General features: G+C 69.1%; 27 protein-coding genes and 1 pseudogene. 20 read left to right on the top strand and 8 right to left on the bottom strand.

Annotation, left to right across the window (positions count from 1 at the left end):
- Nucleotides 1–86 precede the first annotated feature (86 nt).
- From map to truA, 8 genes are all read left to right on the top strand, one after another.
- Nucleotides 87–923: a type I methionyl aminopeptidase gene (gene map, locus ABTZ59_RS15365; RefSeq protein WP_351396488.1), complete on the top strand. Its 837-nt coding sequence runs from the start codon at nucleotides 87–89 to the stop codon at nucleotides 921–923.
- A 196-nt stretch (nucleotides 924–1119) separates the two neighbouring features.
- Nucleotides 1120–1341, top strand: a complete 222-nt coding sequence (gene infA / locus ABTZ59_RS15360; protein ID WP_003956442.1) for a translation initiation factor IF-1 — start codon at nucleotides 1120–1122, stop codon at nucleotides 1339–1341.
- A gap of 55 nt (nucleotides 1342–1396) precedes the next feature.
- The gene (gene rpmJ / locus ABTZ59_RS15355) at nucleotides 1397–1510 is read left to right on the top strand and encodes a 50S ribosomal protein L36 (protein ID WP_003956441.1); all 114 of its coding nucleotides are present in this window, start codon (nucleotides 1397–1399) and stop codon (nucleotides 1508–1510) included.
- 196 nt (nucleotides 1511–1706) lie between these two features.
- Nucleotides 1707–2087 carry a 30S ribosomal protein S13 gene (gene rpsM, locus ABTZ59_RS15350; protein ID WP_129770852.1) on the top strand — a complete coding sequence of 127 codons (381 nt, stop codon included), beginning with the start codon at nucleotides 1707–1709 and terminating at the stop codon, nucleotides 2085–2087.
- A gap of 65 nt (nucleotides 2088–2152) precedes the next feature.
- Nucleotides 2153–2557: a 30S ribosomal protein S11 gene (rpsK, locus tag ABTZ59_RS15345; RefSeq protein WP_003956432.1), complete on the top strand. Its 405-nt coding sequence runs from the start codon at nucleotides 2153–2155 to the stop codon at nucleotides 2555–2557.
- Between the two features lie 116 nt (nucleotides 2558–2673).
- On the top strand, nucleotides 2674–3696 hold the full coding sequence (locus ABTZ59_RS15340; protein WP_003956430.1) for a DNA-directed RNA polymerase subunit alpha: 1023 nt from the start codon (nucleotides 2674–2676) through the stop codon (nucleotides 3694–3696).
- Nucleotides 3697–3798: 102 nt separating this feature from the next.
- Nucleotides 3799–4305 (top strand): 50S ribosomal protein L17, encoded by a 507-nt coding sequence (gene rplQ / locus ABTZ59_RS15335; protein WP_351396484.1) that lies wholly within the window; start codon nucleotides 3799–3801, stop codon nucleotides 4303–4305.
- Between the two features lie 99 nt (nucleotides 4306–4404).
- Nucleotides 4405–5292, top strand: coding sequence for a tRNA pseudouridine(38-40) synthase TruA (gene truA / locus ABTZ59_RS15330; RefSeq protein ID WP_351396481.1), 888 nt, complete (start codon nucleotides 4405–4407; stop codon nucleotides 5290–5292).
- 2 nt (nucleotides 5293–5294) lie between these two features.
- Here the strand turns inward: truA and ABTZ59_RS15325 are convergent, their stop codons facing one another.
- The gene (locus ABTZ59_RS15325; protein WP_351396478.1) at nucleotides 5295–8453 is read right to left on the bottom strand and encodes a glycosyltransferase; all 3159 of its coding nucleotides are present in this window, start codon (nucleotides 8451–8453) and stop codon (nucleotides 5295–5297) included.
- Between the two features lie 123 nt (nucleotides 8454–8576).
- Nucleotides 8577–9455: a hypothetical protein gene (locus tag ABTZ59_RS15320; RefSeq protein ID WP_351396475.1), complete on the bottom strand. Its 879-nt coding sequence runs from the start codon at nucleotides 9453–9455 to the stop codon at nucleotides 8577–8579.
- A 92-nt stretch (nucleotides 9456–9547) separates the two neighbouring features.
- Here ABTZ59_RS15320 and ABTZ59_RS15315 point away from each other — a divergent pair, with 92 nt between their 5' ends.
- The 7 genes and pseudogenes from ABTZ59_RS15315 to ABTZ59_RS37380 all read left to right on the top strand — a co-directional run.
- Entirely contained in the window at nucleotides 9548–11167 is a 1620-nt protein-coding gene (locus ABTZ59_RS15315) for an ABC-F family ATP-binding cassette domain-containing protein (protein WP_351396472.1), read from the top strand.
- A gap of 302 nt (nucleotides 11168–11469) precedes the next feature.
- The gene (gene rplM, locus ABTZ59_RS15310) at nucleotides 11470–11913 is read left to right on the top strand and encodes a 50S ribosomal protein L13 (protein ID WP_249948320.1); all 444 of its coding nucleotides are present in this window, start codon (nucleotides 11470–11472) and stop codon (nucleotides 11911–11913) included.
- A 42-nt stretch (nucleotides 11914–11955) separates the two neighbouring features.
- Complete coding sequence (gene rpsI, locus ABTZ59_RS15305; protein WP_249948319.1) at nucleotides 11956–12483, top strand: 30S ribosomal protein S9; 528 nt, start codon at nucleotides 11956–11958, stop codon at nucleotides 12481–12483.
- Between the two features lie 211 nt (nucleotides 12484–12694).
- Nucleotides 12695–14062: a phosphoglucosamine mutase gene (gene glmM / locus ABTZ59_RS15300; protein ID WP_351396465.1), complete on the top strand. Its 1368-nt coding sequence runs from the start codon at nucleotides 12695–12697 to the stop codon at nucleotides 14060–14062.
- Between the two features lie 163 nt (nucleotides 14063–14225).
- Nucleotides 14226–14504: a hypothetical protein gene (locus ABTZ59_RS15295; RefSeq protein ID WP_326610846.1), complete on the top strand. Its 279-nt coding sequence runs from the start codon at nucleotides 14226–14228 to the stop codon at nucleotides 14502–14504.
- Nucleotides 14504–14902, top strand: coding sequence for a DNA-binding protein (locus ABTZ59_RS15290; protein WP_351396461.1), 399 nt, complete (start codon nucleotides 14504–14506; stop codon nucleotides 14900–14902). Before ABTZ59_RS15295 ends, ABTZ59_RS15290 begins: the two co-directional genes overlap by 1 nt.
- A gap of 66 nt (nucleotides 14903–14968) precedes the next feature.
- Nucleotides 14969–15070, top strand: a pseudogene (locus ABTZ59_RS37380) (hypothetical protein); the annotation flags it as partial.
- A 58-nt stretch (nucleotides 15071–15128) separates the two neighbouring features.
- Here the strand turns inward: ABTZ59_RS37380 and ABTZ59_RS15280 are convergent.
- From ABTZ59_RS15280 to ABTZ59_RS15265, 4 genes are read right to left on the bottom strand one after another with little or no spacing between them, the layout of a single operon-like run.
- A complete protein-coding gene (locus ABTZ59_RS15280; RefSeq protein ID WP_351396735.1) occupies nucleotides 15129–15398 on the bottom strand; it encodes a DUF7848 domain-containing protein in 270 nt (89 codons plus the stop codon).
- Complete coding sequence (locus ABTZ59_RS15275) at nucleotides 15395–15961, bottom strand: ATP-binding protein (protein ID WP_351396455.1); 567 nt, start codon at nucleotides 15959–15961, stop codon at nucleotides 15395–15397. Before ABTZ59_RS15275 ends, ABTZ59_RS15280 begins: the two co-directional genes overlap by 4 nt.
- 4 nt (nucleotides 15962–15965) lie before the next feature.
- On the bottom strand, nucleotides 15966–16367 hold the full coding sequence (locus ABTZ59_RS15270) for a hypothetical protein (RefSeq protein WP_351396452.1): 402 nt from the start codon (nucleotides 16365–16367) through the stop codon (nucleotides 15966–15968).
- On the bottom strand, nucleotides 16364–16672 hold the full coding sequence (locus ABTZ59_RS15265) for a hypothetical protein (protein WP_351396449.1): 309 nt from the start codon (nucleotides 16670–16672) through the stop codon (nucleotides 16364–16366). Before ABTZ59_RS15265 ends, ABTZ59_RS15270 begins: the two co-directional genes overlap by 4 nt.
- A 233-nt stretch (nucleotides 16673–16905) precedes the next feature.
- Between ABTZ59_RS15265 and ABTZ59_RS15260 the strand changes: the two genes are divergently transcribed.
- Nucleotides 16906–18072: a helix-turn-helix transcriptional regulator gene (locus ABTZ59_RS15260; protein WP_351396446.1), complete on the top strand. Its 1167-nt coding sequence runs from the start codon at nucleotides 16906–16908 to the stop codon at nucleotides 18070–18072.
- Between the two features lie 12 nt (nucleotides 18073–18084).
- Nucleotides 18085–18804: a 5-formyltetrahydrofolate cyclo-ligase gene (locus tag ABTZ59_RS15255; protein ID WP_351396443.1), complete on the top strand. Its 720-nt coding sequence runs from the start codon at nucleotides 18085–18087 to the stop codon at nucleotides 18802–18804.
- Between the two features lie 92 nt (nucleotides 18805–18896).
- Here ABTZ59_RS15255 and ABTZ59_RS15250 read toward each other — a convergent pair whose 3' ends face one another.
- Complete coding sequence (locus ABTZ59_RS15250) at nucleotides 18897–19865, bottom strand: DUF389 domain-containing protein (protein ID WP_351396440.1); 969 nt, start codon at nucleotides 19863–19865, stop codon at nucleotides 18897–18899.
- 20 nt (nucleotides 19866–19885) lie between these two features.
- Nucleotides 19886–20881 carry a type I pantothenate kinase gene (gene coaA / locus ABTZ59_RS15245; RefSeq protein ID WP_351396437.1) on the bottom strand — a complete coding sequence of 332 codons (996 nt, stop codon included), beginning with the start codon at nucleotides 20879–20881 and terminating at the stop codon, nucleotides 19886–19888.
- A 132-nt stretch (nucleotides 20882–21013) separates the two neighbouring features.
- Between coaA and glmS the strand changes: the two genes are divergently transcribed.
- The 3 genes from glmS (at nucleotide 21014) to ABTZ59_RS15230 (ending at nucleotide 24822) form a co-directional block, all read left to right on the top strand.
- Nucleotides 21014–22861 (top strand): glutamine--fructose-6-phosphate transaminase (isomerizing), encoded by a 1848-nt coding sequence (gene glmS, locus ABTZ59_RS15240; protein WP_351396434.1) that lies wholly within the window; start codon nucleotides 21014–21016, stop codon nucleotides 22859–22861.
- Between the two features lie 53 nt (nucleotides 22862–22914).
- Complete coding sequence (locus ABTZ59_RS15235) at nucleotides 22915–23283, top strand: holo-ACP synthase (RefSeq protein WP_249948314.1); 369 nt, start codon at nucleotides 22915–22917, stop codon at nucleotides 23281–23283.
- 66 nt (nucleotides 23284–23349) lie between these two features.
- On the top strand, nucleotides 23350–24822 hold the full coding sequence (locus tag ABTZ59_RS15230) for an NAD(P)H-hydrate dehydratase (RefSeq protein WP_351396432.1): 1473 nt from the start codon (nucleotides 23350–23352) through the stop codon (nucleotides 24820–24822).
- Nucleotides 24823–24834: the final 12 nt, after the last annotated feature.

Here is a 24834-nt window from a genome sequence, read left to right as displayed (position 1 = left end):
GGCCTTACTGTTGAGCGGTCCGTGTGAAGCGGACGTATTGAGCAGGTCGTATCTGATCAGTCACAGACAGGTGGAAGGCAACAGGCATGGTGCAGATCAAGACCCCCGAGCAGATCGCGAAGATGCGTGAGGCGGGACTGGTCGTCGCCGCCGTGCACGCGGCCACCGGCGAGGCGGCGGTGCCCGGCGCCACCACCCGGGATCTGGACCAGGTCGCCCGCAAGGTACTGGCCGAGCACGGCGCCAAGCCGAACTTCCTCGGGTACGGCGGGTTCCCCGCGACCATCTGCACCTCGGTCAACGAGGTCGTCGTCCACGGCATCCCGGACGACAGGACCGTCCTCAAGGACGGCGACATCATCTCCGTCGACGCCGGAGCGATCATCGACGGCTGGCACGGCGACGCGGCCTTCACGGCGTTCGTCGGCACCGGTCACGCTCCGGAACTGGTCGAACTCTCCCGGGTGACCGAGGAGTCGATGTGGGCCGGGATCGCGGCGATGCGCGGCGGCAACCGGCTGGTGGATGTGTCCCGAGCGATCGAGACATACATCCGCAGACAGCCCCGCCCCGGCGGCGGCAAGTACGGGATCATCGAGGACTACGGCGGCCATGGCATCGGCACCGAGATGCACATGGACCCGCATCTGCTGAACTATGTCTCCCGCAAGCGCGGCAAGGGACCGAAGCTGGTCCCGGGCTTCTGCCTGGCGATCGAGCCGATGGTCTCGCTCGGAACAGCGCGTACGGAGGTGCTGGAGGACGAGTGGACGGTTGTCACGACCGATGGCACCTGGTCCTCGCACTGGGAGCACTCCGTGGCGCTGACCGAGGAGGGCCCGCTGGTCCTGACCGCCCCCGACGGGGGCAGGGCGAAGCTCGCCGAACTGGGCATCACGGCGGCTCCGGACCCGCTGGCCTGAATGCCGGGGGGCCGCTGTATCCGGAGGCCGGCGCAGCCGCGGCCCCGCCGGCTTAAAAATCTCCTCCGGTGGGCAAACTGAACGGATTCGTCTTTTCGAGTGCGCTCCCGTAGACTGACGCGTCGGCTCTGGTGTACCCGTGTGTCCTCATGCGGCTGCCAGAATCGATCAAGGTAGCCGATTCGAAGGGCGAAGCGTGGCCAAGAAGCAAGGTGCCATCGAAATTGAGGGCACCGTGATCGAGTCCCTCCCGAACGCCATGTTCAAGGTGGAGCTGCAGAACGGTCACAAGGTCCTCGCGCACATCAGCGGCAAGATGCGGATGCACTACATCCGTATCCTCCCCGATGACCGGGTCGTGGTGGAGCTCTCTCCGTACGACCTGACGCGTGGCCGGATCGTCTACCGATACAAGTAGATCTTGCTGACATCCCTCGCGGGATGCCCGCACTGACCCGGAGAACCTCAATCCCATGAAGGTCAAGCCGAGCGTCAAGAAGATCTGCGACAAGTGCAAGGTGATCCGCCGTCACGGCCGGGTCATGGTCATCTGCGACAACCTGCGCCACAAGCAGCGCCAGGGCTGACGCAAGACCACCTGCCTCTCGCAGTACTTCGCGCGACGCGAGCAAACTCGTAATGACGCAGTGTCCGGCTCCCACCCGGTGGGACCGACACCTCCGGCGGAGGCCGGGGACCCGGACCGTATCGCTCCCGTAAAGGGAGGGACCGGCAGCCGGGAACGGCACTGCGGAAGACCTCCGACATCATCAGGAGCCATGAATGGCACGCCTCGCAGGCGTTGACCTCCCGCGCGAAAAGCGCGTCGAGGTCGCCCTCACCTACGTCTTCGGTATCGGGCGCACCCGGTCCAAGGAGACCCTCGCCGCCGTTGGCGTCGACCCGAACATCCGTGTCCGCGACCTTGCCGAGGAAGACCTCGTCAAGATCCGCGAGTATGTGGACGCCAACCTCAAGACCGAGGGTGACCTCCGTCGCGAGATCGCCGCCGACATCCGCCGCAAGGTCGAGATCGGCTGCTACCAGGGTCTGCGTCACCGCCGTGGCCTGCCGGTGCACGGACAGCGCACCAGCACGAACGCTCGTACCCGCAAGGGCCCGCGTCGCGCCATCGCCGGTAAGAAGAAGCCGGGCAAGAAGTAGTCCTCAGCGGACGCTCATCAGCGGTCTTCGCTGTAGGACCGACCACCTCCCTGTAGGAGAAATAGATGCCCCCCAAGGGTCGTCAGGGCGCTGCCAAGAAGGTGCGCCGCAAGGAAAAGAAGAACGTCGCTCACGGGCACGCCCACATCAAGAGCACGTTCAACAACACGATCGTCTCGATCACCGACCCCTCGGGCAATGTGATCTCCTGGGCCTCCGCCGGCCACGTCGGCTTCAAGGGCTCGCGCAAGTCCACCCCCTTCGCCGCGCAGATGGCCGCCGAGTCGGCCGCCCGTCGCGCGCAGGAGCACGGCATGCGCAAGGTCGACGTCTTCGTCAAGGGTCCCGGCTCCGGCCGTGAGACCGCGATCCGTTCGCTCCAGGCCACCGGCCTGGAGGTGGGCTCGATCCAGGACGTCACCCCCACCCCGCACAACGGCTGCCGCCCCCCGAAGCGCCGCCGCGTCTGACCCTTTCCCCGCGCAGGGGAACGGCTCGCGGGCGGTACGGCGCTTCGGTGCCGTGCCGCCCGTACCCTTGTTCTGTTGGCATCAAATAGCGGGTGCCAAGACTGGAGGCATCAACCATGCTTATCGCTCAGCGTCCCTCGCTGACCGAAGAGGTCGTCGACGAATACCGCTCGCGGTTCGTGATCGAGCCGCTGGAGCCGGGCTTCGGCTACACGCTCGGCAACTCCCTTCGGCGTACGCTCCTCTCCTCGATCCCCGGCGCGGCGGTCACGTCGATCCGGATCGACGGTGTCCTGCACGAGTTCACCACCGTGCCGGGCGTCAAGGAGGACGTCACCGACCTCATCCTGAACATCAAGCAGCTGGTCGTCTCCTCGGAGCACGACGAGCCGGTCGTGATGTACCTGCGCAAGCAGGGCCCGGGCCTGGTCACGGCCGCTGACATCGCCCCGCCGGCCGGTGTCGAGGTCCACAACCCGGACCTCGTGCTCGCCACGCTGAACGGCAAGGGCAAGCTGGAGATGGAGCTGACCGTCGAGCGCGGTCGCGGCTATGTCTCCGCCGTCCAGAACAAGCAGGTGGGCCAGGAGATCGGCCGGATTCCGGTCGACTCCATCTACTCGCCGGTGCTCAAGGTCACGTACAAGGTCGAGGCGACCCGTGTCGAGCAGCGCACCGACTTCGACAAGCTGATCGTCGATGTCGAGACCAAGCAGGCCATGCGGCCGCGTGACGCCATGGCGTCCGCCGGTAAGACGCTGGTCGAGCTGTTCGGTCTGGCGCGCGAGCTCAACATCGACGCCGAGGGCATCGACATGGGCCCCTCGCCGACGGACGCGGCACTCGCCGCCGATCTCGCCCTGCCGATCGAGGAGCTGGAGCTCACCGTCCGGTCGTACAACTGCCTCAAGCGCGAGGGCATCCACTCCGTGGGTGAGCTGGTGGCGCGCTCCGAGGCCGATCTGCTCGACATCCGTAACTTCGGTGCCAAGTCGATCGACGAGGTCAAGGCGAAGCTGGCCGGCATGGGCCTGGCCCTCAAGGACAGCCCGCCCGGATTCGACCCGACCGCCGCCGCGGACGCCTTCGGCGCCGACGACGACGCGGACGCCGGGTTCGTGGAGACCGAGCAGTACTGAACCGCCTCCGGAGCGTGAGCTCCGGGTTCCGGCGGGCGATCGCCCGTCCGGGAACTGACACCGGTACCTGATACGGCCGGTGCAGACACAAGGAGATACACCATGCCGAAGCCCGCCAAGGGTGCCCGTCTGGGCGGCAGCGCCGCGCACGAGAAGCTGCTCCTCGCGAACCTCGCGAAGTCGCTCTTCGAGCACGGCCGCATCACCACGACCGAGGCCAAGGCCCGCCGCCTGCGCCCGGTCGCGGAGCGTTTCATCACCAAGGCGAAGAAGGGCGACATCCACAACCGTCGTCTGGTGCTTCAGTCGATCACGGACAAGAGCGTCGTCCACACGCTCTTCACCGAGATCGCCCCGCGGTACGAGAACCGCCCCGGTGGTTACACGCGCATCACCAAGATCGGCAACCGTCGTGGCGACAACGCCCCGATGGCGGTCATCGAGCTGGTCGAGGCCCTGACCGTGGCGCAGCAGGCCACCGGTGAGGCCGAGGCGGCGACGAAGCGCGCGGTCAAGGAAGACGCCCTCAAGAAGGACGAGGCTCCGGCCGAGACCGTCGAGGACGCCAAGCCGGCCGCCGAGGCCGAGTCGGAGTCCAAGGACGCCTGAGCGTTCTGACGGCTGACGGACGGGTCCGCTCCCTCTGGGGGCGGGCCCGTTCTGTATGGAAAGGGCGGACAGGTGGGGCACGTGGGTCAGGTGGGTCAGGTGAGCGAGGACATCGAGGGCGCGGCGCCCGGACACGTACGGATACGGCTGGACCTGTCGTACGACGGCAAGGACTTCTCCGGCTGGGCGAGGCAGCGGACCCGGCGGACCGTGCAGGGCGAGATCGAGGACGCGCTGCGTACGGTGACGCGATCGTCGCGTACGTACGAGCTGACCGTCGCCGGACGTACGGACGCGGGCGTGCACGCGCGCGGACAGGTCGCGCATGTCGATCTGCCGGACGACGTGTGGGCCGAGCACCGGGAGCGGCTGCTGCGGCGGCTCGCGGGACGGCTCAGCCACGACGTACGGGTCTGGAAGGTCACCGAGGCACCCCCGGGCTTCAACGCGCGCTTCTCGGCCGTCTGGCGGCGCTACGCCTACCGCGTGACCGATCATCCCGGGGGTGTCGATCCGCTGCTGCGCGGTCATGTGCTGTGGCACGACTGGCCGTTGGACGTGGCGGCGATGAACGCGGCGTCCGCGGGGCTGCTCGGCGAGCACGACTTCGCTGCGTACTGCAAGCGGCGCGAGGGCGCCACGACCATCCGTACCCTCCAGCGGCTGGAGTGGGAGCGTGACGCGTACGGGGTGATCACCGCGACCGTGCGGGCCGATGCCTTCTGCCACAACATGGTGCGCTCGCTGGTGGGCGCGCTGCTGTTCGTGGGCGACGGGCACCGGCCCGTGGAGTGGCCGGCGAAGGTGCTGGCGGCGGGGGTGCGCGACTCGGCGGTGCATGTCGTACGGCCGCACGGGCTCACCCTGGAGGAGGTCGGCTATCCGGCCGACGAACTGCTGGGTGAGCGGAACCGCGCGGCACGCAACAAGCGGACGCTGGGCGCGAACCTGAATGGGGACGGGGACGGGGACGCGGGCTGCTGCTGACCTCAGCCCCGCCGCAGCCGCCGGGCGAGGCGGCGCAGCGGTCCCGGTGCCGGGGCCGGTGTGCCCCGCGCGGGTGCGGGCTCCGGCTTCGGGACCGCGACGCGCAGGGACAGATCGCGCTGCGGATTGGTCCAGTACGGCGTGACACGGCGGTCCCGCGCGGTCGGGTGCGGCACGGGCGTGAGCTGTTCCGGCACCTCGGGGCCGCGCCGGGAGCCGAGCCGCGCCGACTTCGTCCAGCCGAGCGCGGACAGGCGTACGGACAGATCCCAGACGCCGTCGCCGAGCGCGGCGCCGTCCAGCGCCGTGGCGAGGTCGAGCCGGGCCGTCCCGGCGATGCTCAGCACGCCTTCGGGGCGGAAGACGGTGGTCTTCGTGGGCAGCCGGTACTCGGCGCCGCTGGCGCGTTCGCGCAGGACGAGGACGACGGACGCCTTGGCGGGGGAGGCGCCGCCGGTGAGCGGTTCACGGGCGAGCCGGTCCCGCAGGGCCGGGGAGAGACCGGCCGGTGCCAGCGCCTCCTGATCCGTACCGGTGTCGGTGACGCCCAGCGGGCCGTCGGCGCCGTGCAGCTCGCCGGTGAAGGCCACCCGCAGAGCGCCGCCGTCGTTCAGCCAGGACAGCGCGTCCAGCCGCGCGTGGCAGACGACGGAGGACTCCCAGGCGGCGAGCGCCACCAGATCGTCGAGCCGGTCGTCGGTGATCAGCCCGACGGCCACCCGGCGCGCGGCGGGCAGACCGGCCACCGACGTGTCCGAGATGCCGTCCACGACGACCGCGCGGATCGCCCGGAACAGCTCGTGCCGCGCCTCCTCGTCCAGGTCGAGCAGGCGTTTGCCGCTCAGCCGGTCCAGGATCTCCACGCGCAGCCAGCGCCGGTGCAGCCGGTCGCGCGCCGCCCCGGGCCCGACGAGGCCGTCGACGGTCTTCAGCAGGGCGCGCAGCTCGGGGTAGAACTCACCGGGCGGTACGGCGGGGCCCGCGCCGGCCGGACCGTAGTGGTAGCAGACGTAGCTGCCGAGGACGGCGGTGCGGCCGGCCCGGAGGGTGGCCTCGGCGGTGAACGCCTGCTCGGCCAGTTGCCCGCCGCCCACCGGGAAGCGCAGGACGTGCCCGTCGCGCGGCCCGTGCCCGTCGCGCAGGCCCTGCCCGTCGAGGAAGGCGCGGTGGAACAGCTTGTTGGCGGTCAGGCTGTCGGCCAGCGGGTCCTTGGCGAGGGTGGCGCGCGGCCGGTCCCGTACGAACAGCTCGCGGGGGACGGCGCGGCCCTTGCCCGCGAGTTTCCCGGCGACGATATCGGCGTCGTGCTCGATGCCGTACGCGTACATCCGCTCAAGGGCTTGGGTGCCGAGCCGGTCGCCCGGCTCCATGTACAGCACGTACTGGCCGGTCGCGGTGTCGGTCCCGGTGTTACGGGGGTCGGTGCCGGGCGCCGCGTCCGGCACGGTGATCACCTCGATGTCGGCGGCCGGCAGGGTCTGGGCGGCCAGTGAGGCGAGGGTGGTCTCCACCGTCTCGGGGGCCGCCCCTGCGGTGGGTACGACGACGCTGACCTTCGGCGGCCGGGGACCGGGCACCGCGTCGGTCGCGCGTACGGTCAGGGTCAGCCCGTCCTCGGTGAGGGCGCCGGTGATCTCGTGTCCGCCGAGGATTTCCGGGGCGGGCAGAGCCACCTCCCCTTGCGTCGTGTCCCCGCCGAGCCGTGTGTAGCGGTCGAAGCCCGCGCCCATGAGCCTGATCCGCACCTCCCAGGCGCCCTCGGCCATGGGCCCGCCGCCCGCGCCGCGCAGCGGGTCGACGGCGACGGTGCCGCGGACGACGGGCCGTACGAGCACGGTGCCCTCGGGCACGGCTGTGACGAGGCCGTCCGGGACGGGTTCCTCCTCCAGGACGAGAGACGTCTCGCGGTCGGGGAGCCACACATGCGCGGTCTCCGTGTGGTATAGCAGCACATCGGCCCTGAAGGACTTCAACTCGTCGGTCACATCGACGGGTTCGGACAGAACACCGTCCGTCAGGGCGGGCGCGAGGAAGTACCGGTCACCGCGCCGGGCCAGCAGCAGACCGGACCCGTCGAGGGCGCCGTCGGGGCCGGGTTCGCCCGCGAACCGGGCGGTGAACGACGCCTTGAACCGGTCCCGGCTCCAGTCCGCCCGCTCGATCGCGCAGCGCGCGGTGAGATCCGTCTGTCGGCGGGTGAACTCGGTCAACTCCGCGGGTCTGTTCTCCCGGAGCAGGGCCGACCTGGTCCGCTGTACGGCGGCCAGCCCCGTGTGCACGCCGTCCGTCATGAACTCCCCGGCCAGCTCGCGCACCACCTCGAACGGGTCGTCCCGGAACGGCGGGTCGACCAGCAGGCCCCGGGGCGGCTCGCCCAGCCGGTGCAGCATCTCCACCCGGTAGAAGCGGCGCAGCAGCCGGTCGCGCTCGGGCCCCGGCTCGGTGCCCGCGACGACGGTCGCCATGACCTCGCGGAGATTCCCGTAGTACCGGCGCGGGTCCATGGCGGCCGTACCGGCGTTCTCGGCGTCCTCACGGGCCCAGTACGCGTAGCAGACGTAGTCGCCCAGGACGGAGACCACGGACGCCTTGAGATAGGCGCGGACCATGAAGAGCTGGTCCTCCAGGATCCAGGGCCCCTCGGGGTGCGCGATGCCGTGTTCGCGCAGGAACGCGGTGCGGAACATCTTGTGCGGGGTGAGGCTGTCGATGAGCGGCGCGTCGCGCACCGTGCAGTTCTCCCGGGTCCGGGTCATCAGACCGTACGGGACGCCCCGGCTGCGGAAGTTGCTGGCGACCTTGCCGATGACGATGTCGGAGTCGTTGCGCGCGGCCATGGCGTACAGCCGCTCCAGCGCCTCGGGCGACAGCCGGTCGTCGTGGTCGGCGAACTGCACGTACTGACCGTTCGCCCGCTGCACGCCGATGTTGCGCGGCTTTCCCGGCCAGCCCGAGTTGGGAATGCGCTCCATCCGGAAGTGGTCGTGCTCGGCGACCAGGGCCGCCAGCCGCTCCGGGGTCTCGTCGGTCGAGCCGTCGTCGACGAAGAGCACCTCGAACTCGTCGCTGGGCAGGGTCTGCCCGAGCAGCGACCCGACCAGCGGCTCGATGTGGATTCCCGAGTTGTACGTCGGAACCACCACGGTGACTTTGACCGCCATCCACCCCACGTCCTCTGTGCATTCACCAGCGCCACACAAGTTGCGCAGACTGTACACAGCGCGGAGCACGCGCCGTGCCGGGCAACAGCGACGGCGCGCGTGGCCGGGGGCCCTGGGACCGGATTACTGGTCGACGGGGGCCGTGGCCGCGGCCGACGCCTGGGCCCTGCCCCGTTCGAGGATCTGGCGGAAGGCGAACTCCGCGACATCGTCCCCGGTGGTGAACACGTCCTTGTCCGACGTGGTGACGTTCTCGCCGGAGGTGAAGCCGCCGACCGTGAAGTAGACGTACCTGCCGTACGAGTTGGTGGTCTTGCGGCAGATCGAGGGGGCCCGGCAGAAGGTCGGCACACCGGCGCCGGACAGCGAGGCGACGCCGTCTTTCGCCTGGTCCTTGGCCTTCAGCGCGAGCGCCTCCGTCTCGAAGACCGCGACGCCGACGGTGACGGCGACCCCGTCCCTGCTGTACGTGGCGCGGATGACCTGGTCACAGCTGTTCGAGGCGAGGATGGAGCCGAGCGCGCCCTGCGCCGCCGCGGCGCAGTTGGTGGTCCGGGCCGTGGCACCCTTCGCGTACACGCGGTCGCTCATCGTGATCTTGTCGCCGGGGAAGAGGGTGTCGGCGCTCAGCGGCGCCTTGTCCTTGTCGGCGCTGGAGACATAGTCCTTCGGGTTCGGCGGCGGCAGCGGCTGGACCGAGGAGAAGGTGGGCTCCGCCTCGGGGCTCTGGTCCGGCAGATCGGTGGGTGTGGGCAGATCGTTGGCGGTGTTCTCCGCGCCGCGGTCGTTCCCGCCGTTCATGGAGACGACGGCGGTCGCCACGATCGCGGCTATCGCGCCGGTCGCGAGCACGCCACCACCGATCATCAGCCAGCGTTTGCGGCGGGTACGCGCGGCGGAGGCGTCCGCGAGAGCGGCCCAATCCGGTGTCTGTGTGCCGTGCGGGTCATGGTCCGGTGAACCGGGGCCGCCCCAGGAGGGCCCCCCTTGCCCAAAGCTCATGGCGCGAGTTTAGACCGCCCGAAGACCGGGGAGCGGCCCGGGAATCCGAAAAGGATTGGGCTCCGGCGCCACCCGCACCGACAATGCCGGACATGGGACATGTTGACGCCGCGCACCTGGAGTACTACCTCCCCGACGGACGGGTGCTGCTCGGCGACGCCTCGTTCCGCGTCGCGGAGGGCTCCGTCGTCGCTCTCGTCGGGGCCAACGGCGCGGGCAAGACCACGCTGCTGAGGCTGATCGCGGGGGAGCTCCAGCCGCACGGCGGCTCGGTGACGGTCAGCGGCGGGCTCGGTGTGATGTCGCAGTTCGTGGGCTCGGTACGGGACGAGCGCACGGTCCGTGACCTGCTGGTCTCGGTCGCGCAGCCGCGCGTGCGGGAAGCCGCGGCGGCCGTGGACGCGGCCGAGCACGGCATCATGACGGTCGACGACGAGGCGGCGCAGATGCGGTACGCGCAGGCGCTGAGCGACTGGGCGGAGGCGCGCGGCTACGAGGCCGAGACGGTCTGGGACATGTGTACGACGGCGGCGCTCGGCGTCCCGTACGAGAAGGCGCAGTGGCGCGAGCTGCGCACCCTGAGCGGCGGCGAGCAGAAACGGCTGGTGCTGGAGGCGCTGCTGCGGGGGCCCGACCAGGTGCTGCTGCTCGACGAGCCGGACAACTATCTGGACGTGCCGGGCAAGCGGTGGCTGGAGGAGCGGCTGAAGGAGACCCGTAAGACGGTCCTCTTCATCTCCCACGACCGGGAGCTGCTGGCCAGGGCCGCCGAGAAGATCGTGAGCGTGGAGCCCGGCCCGGCCGGCTCCGACGTGTGGGTGCACGGCGGCGGGTTCGGCACGTACCACCAGGCGCGCAAGGAGCGCTTCGCGCGCTTCGAGGAGCTGAGGCGGCGCTGGGACGAGGAGCACGCCCGGCTGAAGGCGCTGGTGCACCGGCTGCGGCAGCAGGCGGCGATCAGCCCCGACATGGCCTCGCGCTATCGGGCGATGCAGACGCGCTTCAAGAAGTTCGAGGACGCCGGGCCGCCGCCGGAGCCACCGCGTGAGCAGGAGATCACCATGCGGCTGCGTGGCGGCCGTACCGGCGTACGGGCCGTGACCTGCGAGGACCTGGAGTTGACCGGGCTGATGAAGCCGTTCTCGCTGGAGATCTACTACGGCGAGCGGGTCGCGGTCCTCGGTTCGAACGGCTCAGGCAAGTCCCACTTCCTGCGGCTGCTGGCCGGTGAGGACGTACGGCACAGCGGCACGTGGAAGCTGGGCGCGCGGGTCGTACCCGGCCACTTCGCGCAGACCCACGCCCATCCCGAGCTGCTGGGCCGCACGCTGGTCGACATCCTGTGGACGGAGCACGCGAAGGACCGCGGCGGCGCGATGAGCGTGCTGCGCCGTTACGAGCTGGAGCGCCAGGGCGACCAGCCCTTCGAGAAGCTGTCGGGCGGCCAGCAGGCGCGCTTCCAGATCCTGCTGCTCGAACTGTGCGGCACGACCGCGCTGCTCCTGGACGAGCCGACGGACAACCTGGACCTGGAGTCGGCGGAGGCCCTTCAGGACGGTCTGGAGGTGTACGACGGGACAGTGCTCGCGGTCACCCACGACCGCTGGTTCGCTCGCTCCTTCGACCGGTATCTGGTATTCGGCTCGGACGGGGTCGTACGGGAGACGCCGGAGCCGGTGTGGGACGAGCGACGGGTGGTACGGGAGCGGTAACGGACGGTACGGGGGAGCGCGAGCGGGTGGTACGGGCGATACGGTCGCGCGCCCCTTGGCACCCGGTCCCGAGAGGCGCGACCCCCGTTTTGACCCGTACGGGGCACCGACGGTATTCTTCTGGTTCGTTATGCGTATTGGCTTGGTCGTTCTCACGCGAGGGGCCCTTACGCCGGTCCACCGGGCCGATGGACAGCGGTAGTGCACGGGTTGCGTCCCCGGAGTACCGCCAGGGCTGTCGTGATCGTCCGGGTGGCCTTGTCAGGACTCCACTTTCACTGAAGAAGCGAAGGCATACGACCGTGCGTACGTACAGCCCCAAGCCCGGCGATGTGACGCGCCAGTGGCACATCATCGACGCGCAGGACATCGTCCTGGGCCGTCTGGCGACCACCGCCGCCAACCTTCTGCGCGGTAAGCACAAGGCGATCTACGCGCCCCACGTGGACACCGGTGACTTCGTCATCATCATCAACGCCGACAAGGTGCACCTGTCCGGCAACAAGCGGACCCAGAAGATGGCGTACCGCCACTCCGGCTACCCGGGTGGTCTGCGCTCCGTCCGCTATGACGAGCTGCTCGCCAAGAACCCCGAGAAGGCCGTCGAGAAGGCCATCAAGGGCATGATCCCCAAGAACTCCCTGGGCCGTCAGATGCTCTCGAAGCTGAAGGTGTACTCGGGTGACCAGCACCCGCACGCCGCTCAGCAGCCGGTCCCGTTCGAGATCACCCAGGTCGCGCAGTAGTTCCGGCCACCCCCTAAGACGAAAAGAAATCTGAGGAGCATCGTGGCCGAGACCACTGCAGAGACCCCCGTCGAAGCCCCCGAGGCGGAAGAGACGTACGCCGAGGTGACGACCTTCGAGTCGGAGACCCCGGTCGAGGGCGAGTACACCTCCGAGTCGATGGCGTCCCGCTTCGGCGACCCGCAGCCGGCGGCCGGCCTGGGCCGTCGCAAGAACGCCATCGCCCGCGTCCGGATCGTCCCGGGCACCGGCAAGTGGAAGATCAACGGTCGCACCCTTGAGGACTACTTCCCCAACAAGGTGCACCAGCAGGCTGTCAACGAGCCCTTCAAGGTGCTTGAGCTCGACAACCGCTACGACGTCATCGCCCGTATCTCGGGTGGCGGCGTCTCCGGCCAGGCCGGCGCCCTGCGTCTCGGTGTGGCCCGCTCGCTGAACGAGGCGGACGTGGACAACAACCGCGCCCCGCTGAAGAAGGCCGGCTTCCTGAGCCGCGACGACCGCGCCGTCGAGCGCAAGAAGGCCGGTCTGAAGAAGGCCCGCAAGGCGCCGCAGTACAGCAAGCGCTAAATCGCTCGCTTGCCGGATCTGGCTTTTACGGCCTCTACGGCATCCGAACGCCCCGGCGGCACTCCGTGCTGCCGGGGCGTTCGTTTTATTGGTTACTCGGGCGTATAACAGCATCAGGCGCTCAAAACTTTGCATGGGTTTGCGTTTTCGAAAACTTTCGCTCGGGGCGAGATCGGTGATGCCGGCTCCGGGTGTTCTCGGAGGGAGAGCTGTGGGACGACTCTTCGGCACGGACGGTGTGCGCGGTGTCGCCAACGCCGATCTGACGGCCGAGCTGGCGCTCGGACTTTCGGTAGCGGCGGCGCATGTACTCGCCGAAGTGGGGACGTTCGAGGGGCATCGGCCCACGGCGGTGGTCGGACGCGATCCTCGTGCCTCCGGTGAATTCCTGGAGGCCGCTGTCGTGGCGGGCCTGGCGAGCGCGGGCGTGGACGTCCTGCGGGTCGGTGTGCTGCCGACCCCCGCGGTGGCGTATCTCACCGGGGTGCTCGGCGCGGACCTCGGCGTGATGCTCTCCGCGAGCCACAACGCCATGCCCGACAACGGCATCAAGTTCTTCGCGCGCGGCGGCCATAAACTCGCCGACGAGCTGGAGGACCGTATCGAGGCCGCCTATTACGAGAACACCGTGCACCGCACCGGCGCCCCCTGGGAGCGGCCGACCGGTGCCGGGGTCGGGCGGGTCCGCTCGTACGACGAAGGTTTCGATCAGTACGTGGCACATCTGATCGCTGTGCTGCCGAACCGGCTCGACGGGCTGAAGGTCGTCCTGGACGAGGCACACGGCGCGGCGGCCCGGGTGTCACCGGAGGCGTTCACCCGCGCCGGCGCCGAGGTCATCACCATCGGCGCTGAGCCGGACGGGCTGAATATCAACGACGGATGCGGCTCCACCCATCTGGACCAGCTCAAGGCCGCGGTCGTCGAGCACGGTGCCGACTTCGGCATCGCGCACGACGGCGACGCGGACCGCTGTCTGGCCGTGGACGGCGCGGGCGAGGAGGTCGACGGCGACCAGATCCTCGCCGTACTCGCCCTCGCGATGCGCGAGGCGGGCACACTGCGCGGCGACGCGGTGGTCGGGACGGTCATGTCCAACCTCGGGTTCAAGCTCGCGATGGAACGCGAGGGCATCCATCTCGTCGAGACCGCGGTCGGCGACCGCTATGTACTGGAGTCGATGAAGGAGCACGGCTACGCACTCGGCGGCGAGCAGTCGGGCCATGTCATCGTCCTCGACCACGCCACCACCGGCGACGGCACCCTCACCGGTCTGATGCTCGCGGCCCGGGTCGCCGCGACGGGCCGTACGCTGGCCGACCTCGCGGGCGTCATGCGACGGCTGCCGCAGGTGCTCATCAATGTGCCCGATGTCGACAAGTCGCGGGTGACGACCTCCGCCGAACTCGCGTCGGCGGTCGCCGAGGCCGAACGCGAACTGGGCTCCACGGGCCGCGTCCTGCTGCGCCCCTCGGGCACGGAGCCGGTGGTACGGGTGATGGTCGAGGCGGCGGACATCGACCAGGCGCGGTCGGTGGCAAGCCGGCTGGCGGACGCGGTGAAGTCGGCGCTCGGCTGAAGGCGCTGAGCCGACGGAGTGTTCTCGCGGCCCGGACCCCGGCGGGGGGCCGGGCCGCCTGACGTGGTCCGCCCGGGCGTTCCGGTTTCGCCGTTGCCCGGTCTTCCCTCCCCGCGCGGAAAGCGCTCCTACGTACTAAGACTTTTTCTATTAGAATCGTGTCATGAGCGATGACACAACCTTCGGGGTGGGCGAGGGGCCGACGGCGAACGTTTCGGTGAGTCTGCACGTCGGGAACATCTCGGCGGTGCGGGCACGCGCCGGGAAGCGCGGGTTCAGCGCCTATGTCGACGCCGCGGTGCAGAGGCAGATCGAGCGCGACAATCTCGCCGAACTCGTATCCCAGCATGAGGCCGCACACGGTGCGTTCACCCGCGAGGAGATCGACGCCGCCCGCGCCGAGCTGCGGGGCGCCGACGAAGCCGCCGGGAACGCGGCCTGATGGGGCAGGGAGGAACCCTGGTTCTGGACAGCGAAGGGCTGTCCAAGGTCACGTCGAACGACCGCCGGGTCATGGGCCTCGTTCGTGGCGCCCAGGAAGAGGACATGCGAGTGGTCGCCAGCATTCTGACCCTCATCGAGGCCCATCACCCACGGGTGAACCAGTCGCGCTTCGACTGGGCGCTGTCCCGGCTGGTGGTGGAACCTGTCAGCGAGGCGATCGGAAGGAGGGCCATGGCGCTGCTCAAGGAGACGGGACTGCACGGGCACAAGTACGCCATCGACGCGGTCGTCGCGGCTACCGCCTTGCGTGCCCCGGGGCCGGCCGTCATCCTCACCTCGGACCCCGAGGACCTGGAGTTGCTCTGCGGCCGCGGCGTGCGGATCGTCAAGGTCTGACCCGTATCAGGGCGATCGGTCCGTGGGCACACCGGCGCCGTCCTCAGAGTCTGCGCAGTGAGCCGCCGGACCTTGGAACTGGCGTCGGCGGTCGCCGAGGCCGAGCGCGAACTGGGCTCCACGGGGCGCGTTCTGCTGCGCCCCTCGGGCACGGAGCCGGTGGTACGGGACCCCAAGAACACCCCCGTGATCATCTTCACGGGGGGTGTTCGTCGTTTCTTGACATCTACAGTCGCCGTGGGCGGCTCGCTCCACGGGTCACCCGCCAGAAGTGGTGGATGGTGAGCTGGTAGCGCTCGTGGCCGGGGTTCTCGGTCGCATGATTCACGGCCCACGCCTCGGTAATCCGCTGGACGTCGTCCACCGGGGCGGAAGTGTCGTGGCAGTCTTCGCACTCCACCATGAACCGCGCCGTGGGTGTGTCCTCACTGGTGTCGATCCGCAGCACCCACGACCCGACACGGTGCAGTTCGTCGTTACCCGTCGTGTCTCTCACAGGTTGCGCACCCCTTCTAAGACGCGCTGCATCAGCGCGGTAGCGACCGCGTCCTTGGCCTTGCCTTCCGGAACGCGCACATGCGCGGGCAGTCGGTGCGGTAGCGGCGGCACATCGACCGTCAGAGTGGGCGGCTTGGATAGTGCCAACTCAGCCCACACGATCTTGCCTCCGACCGGCGGCCGGGAGGTGCCCCACCCTTTGGTGAGCGCTTCGACGAGCAGAAGGCCGCGCCCGTCTTCGGCGTCCGCGGCCGGATGCTTGGTGCCGGGGACCTCATCGCTTCTGTCCCACACCTCGACGTACAGATGCATGTCCACGACGCGGAGCTGTACGCCGAGGATGTGTTCCGCCTTGATATCCGTCCATGTGGGTGTGGTCGTCTTCGGGCCGGTGGCCGTGACAGCGTTGGTGACCAGTTCGGAGACGACGAGTAGGGCGTCGTCCATAACGTGGGTCGCGTCCCACCACCGGAGCGTGAACTTGGCGAAGGCCCGTGCACAGCTCACGGCTGAAGGAACAGCGGTCAGCGTCAGGCGATCCCATGCGCGCAGCAGCGGCATGGCGTTACCCTCGGCCGGCTGACGAGATGGCGGCGTTTTGTGGGTCGCCACTGCTTCCCGTGGCTGCGTCGTCCTGGTGGTGCGGGAGTTCGTCCAGGGCGTGCACGGTGGCCGAGAAACCAAACTCCAACCGGTCGAGCAGGGCACGTTGGAGCGGGCCGTTCTCGGCGAGGTGATCCAGGGACGGCACGAACACGTCACGCGCACCGGTACAACGGATCACCTCGACCAGTTCGTTGAAGGCGTCGATCGAGCCGCTGTCGAACTCGTGGTAGATGGCAGTCAGTTGCAACCCCCGCACGGCGGCGAAGCACTTCATGTTCTGTTCCAGCGCGATGGCCTCGTGGTCGGCCCCGTCGGAGCGGGCGCGTAGGTACCCGTAGGCCGGTGACTTCGTATTGCTCATCGCTGGACTCCTTGGACGACCCAAATTCGTGCGCCGAGTTCGTACTCGATGTGTTCGCGCATCGCGGCTTGCAGTCCGGGCAGCCGGGCGAAGTGCCAGAGGGAAGGCACGATGACGTTGCGGACGCCGCTCGCCTTGAGGGCTTCCGTCAAGCAGTCGAAGGCCGGTTCGTTGGCACGAATCTGCTCGATGAAGGTCCGCTCCAACGTGAAACCTTCGCGCTCAGCGTGCGTGGCCAATTCATTTTGCAGGGTTCGGTTTTCATCGTCCGCGCTACTGGCGGCTAACCGCAGATAGCCGTACATTCCAGGTCTCATCCATTCCTCCTCGTAGGCTGGAAGGGATCGACCGGCGACTGTTCACGCTGCCTGCCGTCGATCGACCCACCAGCGAGAAAAGCCGCTTGACCTGCGAAAACCAACAGCGCGCGTGCGGCAGAGATGTCGCATCCATGCCGCAGATGACCGCCTGGCCTGCACGGACGTCACCCGATTGGCTAGGCTGATTCACGCCGCGTGATCAGTCGGAGGGATGAGCGATGGCCAGCAAGCGCGTACGGCTGGCTCAGCGTCGTAAATCGGCAGGCTTCACACAGGAGACGCTTGCCGAACATCTAGGCGTCGAGCGTTCAACGGTGGGCCGCTGGGAGAGCGCTGAAACCGAGCCGCAAGCCTGGTTACGACCGAAGCTTGCCCGCGCATTCAAAATCACCAGTGACGAACTACAAGCGGCCCTCGATGATGTGACGATCATTCACACACGGCCGAGTGAACGCATCAACTACGCGCTTGAAAACCCGGCGTCGGTCGACCTGATGGTGGTCGCCTACTTGCACGAGCGGTTGCGTCAGCTCGATGAGTCCTACGACCAGGCATCCTCCACCAGCTTGCTTGGCCCGGCTGGACACGTGCACGGACAGGTGAAGTTCCTCCGTGAGAACGCCACCAACCCGCGCGTACGACGAGCGCTTTACGAGGTGGAAGCCGACTCAGCAACCCTCATGGGTCAACTGGTCTGGGATGTCAGCCAGCGGCGCGACCATGACGCACCGCTCACCTACTACGGTGAAGCTGTCGACGCCGCCCAGCACATCCGTGATCCCTCGATTGAGTCCTATGCCACGCTCCGGATGAGCTTCGTTGCCCTCTATGGCGAGAAGAATCCGACCAAGGGCGTCATGCTCGCTCAGCAGGCGGCCGAGGTGGCGAAGGTCGCCAGCCCGTCGCTGACAGGCTTGAGCCTGCTGCACGTCGCGGAGGGGCACGCGATGACCGGCGCGCTCAAGGAATGCGAGGACGCACTCAAGAAGGCTGACGCCCAGTTTGATCGGGTGGGCCTGGATGACGTGGCAGCGGAGCATTACACCGTCAACGAGTTCAACCGGCTCACCGGATCGTGCTACTTGTTTCTCAACCTCCCGGAGCGAGCGGAGCCGATCCTCCGCACGACCACGCGGGCACTGGCCGCCAAGAAGAAGAGTCAGGCTATCGCGCTTGGCAACTTGACGCTTGCACTCATCCGTCAAAGGAAGCTGGATGAAGCGGCCGCGACCATGCACCGCACCATTGATGCTGTGGAGCTGACACGCGGAGGCGGCGGTCTTAATCTGGCGTTCTCTGCTGGTCGAGAGCTTCGACAGTGGCGAAATGAGCAGTGGGCGCAGGACATCAATGATCGCCTGCTTGCCCTGATAGCTGCGATGTAGGACGGGTGGGGCGTGACAGATATCGACCAGGCCAAGCAGGCCGTCCGCGACATGGTGTGGCGTCGACTCATCGACGGTGACGGCGCTCCGGATGACTCGTACGGCAAGATTCCTGGCTTCTACGGTGCTGAGGCGACGGCGGAACGGTTGGCGGAACTGGACGAGTGGCGGCGTGCTACCACCGTCAAGGCCAACCCGGACTGGGCACAGCGTCCCGTCCGCATCCGTGCGCTTGAAGACGGCAAGCTCCTGTATATGGCCGTGCCGAGGATGGCGAGCCTGGAACCGTTCTTCCTCCTCGACCCCGAAACGTTGGGTGTGTCGGCCGAGGAAGCCGCCGACAAGAGGAGTGCGGCTCAGTTCGCCCGCCGTGTCGGCGTGGATGACATGCGCCCTGTCGACCTGGTGGTCTGCGGCAGTGTCGCGGTGAACCGGTCGGGTGCGCGCATCGGCAAGGGCGCCGGGTACTCCGACCTTGAGGTTGCGCTCTTGATCGAGGCGGGCCTCGTGACGGATCAGACGGTGATCGTCGCGCCCGTTCATCCGCTCCAAGTGGTCGAGGACGACATCCCCGAGACCGAGCACGATTTCAGCGTCGACTACATCGTCACGCCGGACGAGGTGATCCGTTGTACTAACCCACGCCGGCCGCGCGGGCTGGTTTGGGCCGACCTGACGCCTGAGAAGATCGCAGCGATTCCAGTGCTGGCGCGGCGGCGGAACGCAGAGTAGTGCGACAAGCCGAAGCGCCTGCCCCTCTTCGGATGGCAGGCGCTTCCCCGTCTCCTGGAACAGCAGATCTTCCTTAGGCCCGTATGTGGTCGTCACTCGTTCGTCTTCGGGGCGCGGGGGACGCCGGTACGCCGTATCCGGCCCCGCCGCGCCGCCCACAGCGCCTTCTGGGCGAGCAGCGTGAGCGTACCGGCGGCGACGATGCCCGCCAGATTCAGCAGGAGCTGGCTGCTGGAGCCCCATACCTGCGCGAAGTCGCCATAGCCGAGGGCGACCGCCGCGTTGGCCGCGGCCGGGACCGTCGTCACCGAGATGGCCACCCCCACCAGCGCGCCCGACTTCGCGGATGTCAGCGAGAGCATCCCGGCCACGCCCGCGAGCGCCGCGACCACCAGGGAGAACAGGTCCGGGTTCCAGATGAACGAGGTATTGGGCCGGTCGGCCTCCAGCAGGGACTCCGTGAAGAGCCCGAAGCCGTCCATCACCAGACTGAAGACGGTCGTCAGCCCCATCGCCACCGCGAATCCGGCGATCAGCGCGATCAGCGAGCGCCACGCCAGCAGCGGGGCGCGCTGCACCAGCGCCGTACAGATCCCGGCGAGCGGGCCGAACTCCGGCCCCACCGCCATCGCGCCCACGATCAGGATCGCGTTGTCCAGCACCACACCGCAGGCCGCGATCATCGTCGCGAGCGAGAGGAACGCCAGATAGGTGAGGGAGAGCGAGGACTCCTCGTGGGTCACCTCCTCCAGGTGCTCCCACAGCACGGCGTCGGCGCCCTCACCGGGCGCCTCCTCCTCCGCCTCGTCCGCCGTCTTCGACAGCGACAGATCGATGTTCTCCACCGAGATCGAACCGGTCTCGTCGATCCCGAGGGCGCGCAGCCGCGCGATCAGTTCGCTGCCCGCCTCTCGCGCCACATCGCATATGACGAGATCGCCGCGCGGATCGCGGGAAGCCCCCGGCACGACGACGAGATGCGCGGTGCCGACGGTCCGCTCCAGGGTCCCCACGACCTCGTCGGTACGGCCGTCCGGCACGAGCAGGCGCAGATGCAGCACGCTGACAGTCCTTCAGTTCTTCAGAGTTTGCGCAGTGACAGCCGCTGGACCTTGTGGTCGGGGCCCTTGCGCAGGACCAGTGTGGCGCGGCTGCGCGTGGGCGCCACATTCTCCAGCAGATTGGGTTTGTTGATGGTCCGCCACATCGTCCTGGCGTAGTCGAGGGACTCCTCCTCGGAGACCTGGGTGTACTTCCTGAAGTACGAGGCGGGGTTCTGGAAGGCCGTCTCGCGCAGCGTGCGGAAGCGGTTCAGATACCAGGTCTCGATGTCCTCTGCGCGGGCGTCGACATACACGCTGAAGTCGAAGTAGTCGGCCAGCCCGACCCTGGTCCTGCCGTCCTTCCCCGGCAGCGCGGGCTGGAGGACATTGAGACCCTCGACGATGAGGATGTCGGGCCGCCGTACGGTGAGCAGTTCGTCCGGCACGATGTCGTAGATCAGATGGGAGTAGACCGGCGCGGTGACCTCGTCCTTGCCCGCCTTGATGTCGGCGACGAACCGGGTCAGCGCCCGGCGGTCGTACGACTCGGGGAAGCCCTTGCGCGACATCAGTCCGCGGGCCTGGAGTTCCTTCATCGGGAACAGGAAGCCGTCGGTGGTGACGCGTTCCACGCGGGGGTGCTCCGGCCAGCGCGCGAGCAGTGCCTGCAACAGCCGGGCCACGGTGGACTTCCCGACGGCGACACTGCCCGCCACGCCTATGACGAACGGTGTACCGCGCTGGGAGCCGTGCCCGTTGCCCGCGTCCCCGAGGAAGGTGTTCAGCGCGCCGCGCAGCCCCGCCGTGGCCTGGACATAGAGATTGAGCAGCCGGGAGAGCGGCAGATAGACGTCCCGTACCTCGTCGAGGTCGATGACATCGCCGAGTCCGCGCAGCCGCTCGACCTCCTCGGCGGAGAGCGGCAGCGGCGTCTTGTCGCGCAGCGCGCTCCACTCGGCCCGGCTGAGGTCGACATAGGGTGTCGGCCCATGGTCGCCCCGGCGTGGGGCGCTTCGTGGCGGCGAAGTGATCACCCCGCCATTGTCGGGGGTGCGGGGCCCCGGTGGGTGGTGTGCTCAGTCACGTGCCCGGGGCGGTACGAGACGCATGGGGCGCCCCACCGGCCGGTCCACGAAGTTCGACCGGACACCACCTAGGCTGCCGACATGTGCGGAATCGTGGGATATGTCGGAGGACAGTCGGCGCTCGATGTGGTCATCGCGGGCCTCAAACGGCTTGAGTACCGGGGGTATGACTCCGCCGGGGTCGCGGTGCTCGCCGACGGCGGGCTGGCCGCGGCGAAGAAGGCGGGCAAGCTCGTCAACCTGGAGAAGACGCTGGTGGAACGGCCGTTGCCGAGCGGCACCACCGGTATCGGGCATACCCGGTGGGCCACGCACGGCGGCCCGACCGACATCAACGCCCACCCCCATCTGGACAACGCGGGCCGTGTCGCCGTCGTACACAACGGCATCATCGAGAACTTCGCCGCGCTCCGCGCCGAGCTCGCCGGGCGCGGCCACGACCTGGAGTCGGAGACCGACACCGAGGCCGTGGCGCATCTGCTCGCCGAGGCGTTCTCGTCGTGCGGCGATCTCGCCGAGTCAATGCGGCAGGTGTGCCGGCGGCTGGAGGGGGCGTTCACGCTCGTCGCCGTGCACGCGGACGAGCCGGACGTGGTGGTCGGCGCGCGCCGTAACTCCCCGCTGGTGGTGGGTGTCGGGGACGGCGAGTCCTTCCTCGCCTCGGACGTCGCCGCGTTCATCGCCCATACCCGTGCCGCGATCGAACTCGGCCAGGACCAGGTCGTCGAACTGCGCCGCGACGGTGTGGTGGTGACGGACTTCGACGGCGCGCCGGCCGACGTCCGTTCGTACCACGTGGACTGGGACGCGTCCGCCGCCGAGAAGGGCGGCTACGACTACTTCATGCTCAAGGAGATCGCGGAACAGCCCAAGGCGGTCGCGGACACCCTCCTCGGACGGATCGACTCCGAGGGCTCGCTGACGCTCGATGAGGTACGTATCCCGGCAGCCGTGCTGCGCGAGGCGGACAAGGTCGTCATCGTGGCGTGCGGGACGGCCTTCCACGCCGGGCTGATCGCGAAGTACGCCATCGAGCACTGGACGAGGATGCCCTGCGAGGTGGAACTGGCCAGCGAGTTCCGCTACCGGGACCCGATCCTGGACCGGCGCACGCTGGTGATCGCGATCTCGCAGTCCGGCGAGACCATGGACACGCTCATGGCGCTGCGGCACGCCCGCGAACAGGGCGCGAAGGTGCTGGCCATCTGCAATACGAACGGTTCGACGATTCCGAGGGAGTCGGACGCGGTCCTCTACACGCACGCGGGCCCCGAGGTCGCCGTCGCCTCGACCAAGGCGTTCCTGACCCAGCTGGTGGCCTGCTATCTGGTCGCGCTGTATCTGGGGCAGCGGCGCGGTACGAAGTGGGGCGACGAGATCAGGGCCGTCATCCGGGATCTGTCGCGGATCTCCCACGAGGTGGAGCGGGTCCTGGAGACGATGGAGCCGGTACGGGCCCTGGCGCGCTCGCTCAAGGACAAGCGGACGGTGCTGTTCCTGGGCCGGCACGTGGGCTATCCGGTGGCCCTGGAGGGCGCGCTCAAGCTGAAGGAACTGGCGTACATGCACGCCGAGGGGTTCGCGGCCGGTGAGCTGAAGCACGGCCCCATCGCGCTGATCGAGGAGGATCTGCCGGTGGTGGTGGTCGTACCCTCGCCGCGCGGGCGTTCGGTGCTGCACGACAAGATCGTGTCCAACATCCAGGAGATCCGGGCCAGGGGCGCGCGCACGATCGTGATCGCGGAGGAGGGGGACGACGCGGTGGTGCCGTACGCGGATCATCTGGTCCGTGTCCCCGCGACGCCTACGCTGCTTCAGCCGCTGGTCGCGACGGTGCCGTTGCAGGTGTTCGCGTGCGAGTTGGCGACCGCGCGCGGCAATGAGGTGGACCAGCCGAGGAACCTGGCGAAGTCCGTGACCGTGGAGTGAGGGAGAGTGCGAGTGCGAGCCGAGTGGATACGCCGGCCGGGACGGAGGATGAGTTGATCATCGGGGTGGGGATCGACGTGGCGGAGATCGACCGGTTCGGGGAGTCGCTGCGGCGGACACCGCAACTGGCCGACCGGCTCTTCTCGGAGCGGGAGTTGCTGCTGCCGAGCGGCGAGCGGCGCGGAGTGGCCTCCTTGGCGGCGCGGTTCGCCGCGAAGGAGGCCGTGGCCAAGGCGCTGGGCGCGCCCGTCGGACTGCGCTGGGCGGACGCCGAGGTGTGCGTCGAGGACAGCGGGCAGCCACGGCTGCGGGTACGGGGGACGGTCGCGGCGCGCGCCGCGGAGCTTGGCGTACGGAACTGGCATGTGTCGCTCAGCCACGATGCGGGGGTGGCGTCCGCCGTGGTGATCGCGGAGGGTTGAGGGTGGGCGGACGACGGCAGGCTACGGGGGGCGAACGCGGGTGACGACGGTGGAAGGGCTGGTCGAATGCGTACTGCGTACAGCGTGGAGACGGTACGGAGCGCCGAACGCGAGCTGATGGCACGGCTGCCGGAGGGCGCGCTCATGCGGCGCGCCGCCGCCGGTCTCGCCGCCGTCTGCGCGGGCCTGCTGCGGGATCTGTTGGGACGGGTGTACGGGGCACGTGTCGTCCTGCTCGTGGGCAGCGGGGACAACGGCGGTGACGCCCTCTACGCCGGGGTCCGGCTGGCCCGTCGCGGCGCCGCCGTCACCGTCGTACCGCTGGCCCCCGGCCGGACCCACGAGGGCGGGCTGACGGCGCTGCTCGGCGCGGGTGGTCGCGTCGCCGGCGCCGGCGACCTCTACGACGAACTGACCGCCGCGGACCTCGTGGTCGACGGCATCACCGGCATCGGCGGACATGGCGGGCTGCGCCCCGACGCCGTACCGGTGGCCCGGGCGGCGCGCGGCTCCGGCGCCTTGGTCGTCGCCGTCGATCTGCCGAGCGGCGTCGAGGCCGACAGCGGGGAGGTGACGGGTGAGGCGCTGCGCGCCGATGTGACGGTGACCTTCGGTACGTACAAACCGGGCCTGCTGATCGACCCCGCCAGGGAACACGCGGGCGCGGTACGGCTTGTGGACATCGGCCTCGCGCCCCATCTGCCGTCCGTGCCGGAACTGGAAGCGCTCCAGCACGAGGATGTGGCCCGGCTGCTGCCGGTGCCGACGGGCGAGAGCGACAAGTACCGGCGCGGTGTGGTCGGTGTGGTGGCGGGCTCCGTGCGTTATCCGGGCGCGGCGGTGCTCGCGGTCTCGGGCGCGCTGCGGGGCGGCGCGGGCGCCGTCCGCTATGTCGGCCCCGGCACGCACGCGGTGATCGCGCGCTTCCCGGAGACGCTGGTGCACGAGGGACCGCCGTCGAAGGCGGGCCGGGTCCAGGCCTGGGCGGTCGGCCCCGGGCTGGGGGACGCGCCGGGCGACGGTTCGGGCCCCGAGGCCGCCGTGGCGGACGTCCTGGCCTCGGACGTCCCGGTGCTGGTGGACGCGGACGGGCTGCGGCTGCTGGACGCGGGGACCGTGCGGGGACGTACGGCCCCGACCCTCCTCACCCCGCACGCGGGCGAGGCGGCGGCACTGCTCGGCGTCGCCCGGACGGAGGTCGAGTCGGGCAGGCTGACGGCGGTGCGGGAGCTGGCGGCGCGGTACGGCGCGACGGTGCTGCTGAAGGGTTCGACGACGCTGATCGCCGACCCGGACCCGGCCGTTCCGGTCCGGGTGAACCCCACGGGCACGTCCTGGCTGGCCACGGCGGGCAGCGGGGATGTCCTCTCGGGCCTGTCGGGCTCCCTGCTCGCCGCCGGACTGCCGGCCCGCGACGCGGCGTCGGTGGCCGCCTATCTCCATGGCCTCTCGGCCCGGCTGGCATCGAGGAACGCGCCGCTGGCCGCGGACGACGTGGCGGAGAACCTGCCGGAGGCGTGGCGCAACGTCGTGGGCTGAGGAGGGCTGAGG

The organism is Streptomyces sp. NPDC094034 (assembly GCF_040303865.1).
GTDB lineage: Bacteria > Actinomycetota > Actinomycetes > Streptomycetales > Streptomycetaceae > Streptomyces.
Note: the sequence above shows the minus strand (reverse complement) of the source record. Positions and strands in the feature narration are given on the sequence as shown.